At 71.0% G+C, this 4,135-nt stretch carries 3 protein-coding genes; 2 read left to right on the forward strand and 1 reads right to left on the reverse strand.

Annotation, left to right across the window (positions count from 1 at the left end):
- Positions 1-1,661, reverse strand: a 1,661-nt coding sequence (locus KGA66_RS32570) for a serine/threonine-protein kinase (protein ID WP_211472494.1), incomplete at its 3' end; no start/stop codon positions are given.
- Between the two features lie 758 nt (positions 1,662-2,419).
- Between KGA66_RS32570 and KGA66_RS28175 the strand changes: the two genes are divergently transcribed.
- Positions 2,420-2,719, forward strand: coding sequence for a WXG100 family type VII secretion target (locus KGA66_RS28175; RefSeq protein WP_211472496.1), 300 nt, complete (start codon positions 2,420-2,422; stop codon positions 2,717-2,719).
- 60 nt (positions 2,720-2,779) lie between these two features.
- Positions 2,780-4,021: a hypothetical protein gene (locus KGA66_RS28180; protein WP_211472498.1), complete on the forward strand. Its 1,242-nt coding sequence runs from the start codon at positions 2,780-2,782 to the stop codon at positions 4,019-4,021.
- Positions 4,022-4,135: the final 114 nt, after the last annotated feature.

Genomic DNA, 4,135 nt, shown 5'->3' on the forward strand with positions numbered 1-4,135 from the left:
GCGGAGATGTGTATAAGAGACAGGTCCGCGGTAGCTGAGTCGTCGAGGAAGCTGATGAGGTCGGACTGCATGGTCGCCCCGGACGGGATGGCATCCGCCGCCAATCCCAGGGCCGCGGTGGAGTCGGCGTTGCGGGCTTGGACGGCGTTGTTCAGGGTGGCGATGCCGGTGGCGGGGTCAAAGGCGCAAGCTTCGACGGACGGCACGGCATCTTGCACAGCGCGGCGCTGCTGGCTGCTGTCCTGCAGGATTGATACGAACGCACGCAGTTCGCCTACCTCGTCCAGGGTTGGGGACGGGCTGCCCGGGCTCGGGGCGGTAATATCCGGCGGAGATGGCGAGGGGCTGGGCGTGGGGGTGTCGGTGGCCGGGTCGAGCAGGGCGATTGTGGCGGACGGGGATGGATCGAGGGGCGACGGCGAGGCGCTCGGGGTGGTGGAGGCCGCTGTGTTCTGGCCCGGATGCGTGCCTCTGTTCATCGTCCAGACGATCGCTGCGGCGAGCAGTGCGAGCGTCGCGGTGATCAGGACAGCCCGGCCGCGTGTGCCCGGCGCCCGAGTGGCGGGGCCGGCGGTAGGCGGCTGATCGGGCTGGTGGAAGGCACGCGCGGACAGCGCGCCGGCTCCTCGGCCCGTGGCCGCCGCGAGCAGGCCGTGGAGTAAGGCGTTTGATCGCGTCGCGCCAGCGGCATTCGGATCCGCCTGCTGGCTGGGTGGCGGGAATGTGGCTTCGGGGCTGCCAGGTGCGTCGACGTGTCCGGGAGAGCTGGTCGGCGACGGTGGGAGAGCGAAGGGGGGCTTGGTCCGGACTGGCTGGCGCCGCAGGTAGTCGACCATGCTCGGGCCCGTGGGTAGCGGCCCGCTGTGCAGCGCGTCGGCGAGTTCGGTGGCGGTGGCGGGACGCCGGCCCGGGTCGCGCGCCAGGCACTGGTCGATCGCCATGATGAGCGCGGGTGGCAGATCGGTCCTAGTCCAGGGCGCGTGGTCCTCGGTGAGCATGTGGATCAGGAGTTGAGCGAATCCCGGCCCGGGGCCGGGGTCGAACGGGGGGCGCGCTTCTAGCAGGTAGTAGAGGGTACTGCCGAGGGAGTAGAGGTCGCAGCGTTCGTCGGCGTGGCCGTGTTCGAGTACTTCAGGGGCAGTGTGCAAGTGAGAGGCCGCACGCGTGCCCTGCTGGTGATCGTTTCCCGCGTGCAGGCAGGCGGTGTCCAGCCCGGCGAGGGCGGGTTCGCCGTCGGCACCGATCAGGATGTGGTGCGGCGTGACGGCGCCGTGCAGCAGCCCTGCCGTGTGCGCCGCGGCGAGCGCGCTGGCGATCTTCTGCCCGATGCGCACCACCTCGGGTGCGGGCAGCGCGCCGCGTCCCGCGACCAGGTCGCCCAGGGACCGGTGCTCGAAGTAGTCCATGGCCAGATGCGCGCGCCCGTGCCCGGTGAAGCGGTATTGCTGTACCAGGGCCAGATGGGGGTGCCTGGCCAGAGAGGCAGCGCGCCCGGCGTCGTGCTCAAATCGCTGCAGTAGCGCGGCGTCGCCGACCGTGATGACTTTCAGCGCCATCGTGCGGCCGTCGGTGTCTCGCACGGCGCGGTAGACCGTGCCCAGTCGACCCTCGGCGATCGGCGTGAGGCTGTGGTAGCCCGGCACTGCTTTAGGCTCGGTCATCGGTGGGCTGCCCCGTCGCGGCATGTCAGCGGCTCCACCGAGCGTCTCGCCCGACAGCCGAGCCGTTGCGGGAATCCGGGCGTCGGCCCGCGCTTCCGCTGGCGGCCTGCAACTTGGTAGCCAAGCCGTAGCCGCAGGCTCGCGGACATCCGTAACTCAGACCGGTGCGGCAATTAGGGCGGAGGCGTGTGACGCCGCGCGCAACGGCGGACCGGGCGGAGCAACTGCGCGCGAAACCCGGGGCGGCGTTGGGCAGATGCCGGGCGCGTGGTGAGGTGGGCTGGGTGCAGGGCATCACATCCGCCTTCTGTCACGACTTTCCCAACACGGCGCCTAACCGGCGGGCGTCATCGTACTCTTCCATAGCCGGACACGGCGCCGATTCGGCGATACCCTGTATCAGCGGTCAGCAATCAGGACTCGAACAAACATTCCGGGAGGTCGGCGTGGTGCTGTCGGTAGCGTGTACGTTGCGCGGCCGACGGCGCGGCATCGACTGTGCGAATCCCCCGATCCCTAGCGGCATCGACAACAGGGTCCACGGTCCCGCGCGGCGGAGGGCCGTTGTTTCCCGCGTTGTCGCGGTTCTCTCATGGCGGGACTGTCTCCGCGTGAGGGCGCTGTGCGAACGGCGGCGCGGGCGGTGCTGCGGACCGTGCGCATCGAACAGCAGACGCGTCTGTGGCGGCAAGCAGTTATGGGCAGTGCGGCCGTCGTCCGGCGGCTTGGTCGTGTATCGGCGAACTAGAGGAGTGGTCATGGCGAATGTGAATGTGACCTACGAAGAGATGCGCGCGGCGGCGTCGCAGCTGAACAAGGGCATGTCGGACATCGACAGCACGCTGCAGTCCTTGCAGACGCTGGTGAACCAGCTGGTGGGCGGCGGGTATGTGACCGACCGGTCCAGCCAGCAGTTCGAGGCCTCGTACCAGGAATTCACCAAGGGCGCATCCCAGGTGATGCAGGGGCTCGGAGGCATGAGCACCTACTTGACGAAGGCGGCCGACGCGTTCGAGCAGGTCGACACCCAGCTGGCTTCGCAGCTGCACCAGCACTGACCGGAGCGGCGTGATTCGGAGCATGCCAGGGATGGGCGCGGCGGACGGGCGGGATTGCCGGTGCAGCTGTTCGTGACGGTCGCGCACCCCGCCTCGGCCGCGTCGGTCGACCTGCTGGTGGACACCGCGGAGAGCACCCCGGTCGCTGAAGTAGACGCCATGTTGCGGGCGCAGCTCGGCCTGCGGTCCACAGCTGGCGAGGGCATGGTGCTGTGCGCGGACGGCGCCGCCTTGGACCCCGACGAGGGATTCGGCGCGGCGCCAGTACGCGACGGCAGCGTCCTGTCCTGGCAGGCGCCTCCGATGCCCGCGGCCGAGCCCGGAGTGTCCGGCCCTACGTCGTTGGTCGAGGTCCGCGTGGCTGGCGGCCCGGACGCGGGCGCGGTTTTTCCTCTCCCGGCGGGCGTGTTCGTGCTCGGCCACGGTGCGCCGCGCCGCCTGCGCGTGCTCGATCCGACGCTGGGCGAGGCAGCGGTGGGCATCGAGGTCGAGTCGAACAGGCGGTGCGCCGTCTACCCGGCGCGCGGCGTGCGTGCGCTGCTGGACGGCGCGCCGATCGCCCCCGGCCACACCTGGACGCCCGGGGTGCTGCTGTCCGCTGGTGGCAGCGCCTTTGAGCTGGCCGCGCCGACCGCTCCCGACGCGGTGGTGCACCCCAGCGAGGACGGCACGGGGCTGGACTACAACCGTCCCCCGCGGCTGCTGCCTCCCGACACCACCGCACTGTTCGCGCTGCCCGCTCGGCCCGCACCGCCGGACCGCCGCCCGCTGCCGCTGGTCATGGCGCTCGCGCCGATGGCCCTGTCCGCAGTACTCGTTGTGACTACACACCGGCTCGAGATGGCGGCCTTCGCGCTGCTCGGTCCGATGGTGTTCATCGGCAACGCTCTTACCGACCGCCGACATGGCACGCGCGCCTACGCCAAGGCGCTGGGCGACTACCAGCGGCGGCGCGCGGCGGTGGAGATCGACGCGCGTCAGGCGCTGGACCGGGAGATCGCGGCGCGCCGATCCGCCCCGCCCGACCCCGGCGTGGCGCTGGCCAGCGCAAGCGAGCCCGGCCGCAGGCTGTGGGAGCGGCGCCGCACCGACACGGACTTCCTCCAGCTACGCGTCGGCACCGCGCACCTGCCCGCGCAGGTCGTGCTGGAGGGCGAGAGCGAGGACGGCCAGCCACGGGGCGAGCCGTGGCTCGCGGCGGACGTGCCGATGGCGGTCGGCCTGCGCGAGCGCGGCGTGCTGGGCATCGCCGGACCAGTCGCGCAAACCCGGGCGCTGGGCCGGTGGATCCTAGCCCCGTAGTTCGCATGTAGCGATTTGGGCTGACTGGACGTCGAAACGGCGGACGGCGGGGGGTGGCTGGGTGTTGGCTGTCGGGTATGTCGAAGGGTTCGAAGTCGCCGAGGGCGCGGACGG

This window comes from Actinocrinis puniceicyclus (assembly GCF_018283645.1).
Lineage (GTDB): Bacteria > Actinomycetota > Actinomycetes > Streptomycetales > Catenulisporaceae > Actinocrinis > Actinocrinis puniceicyclus.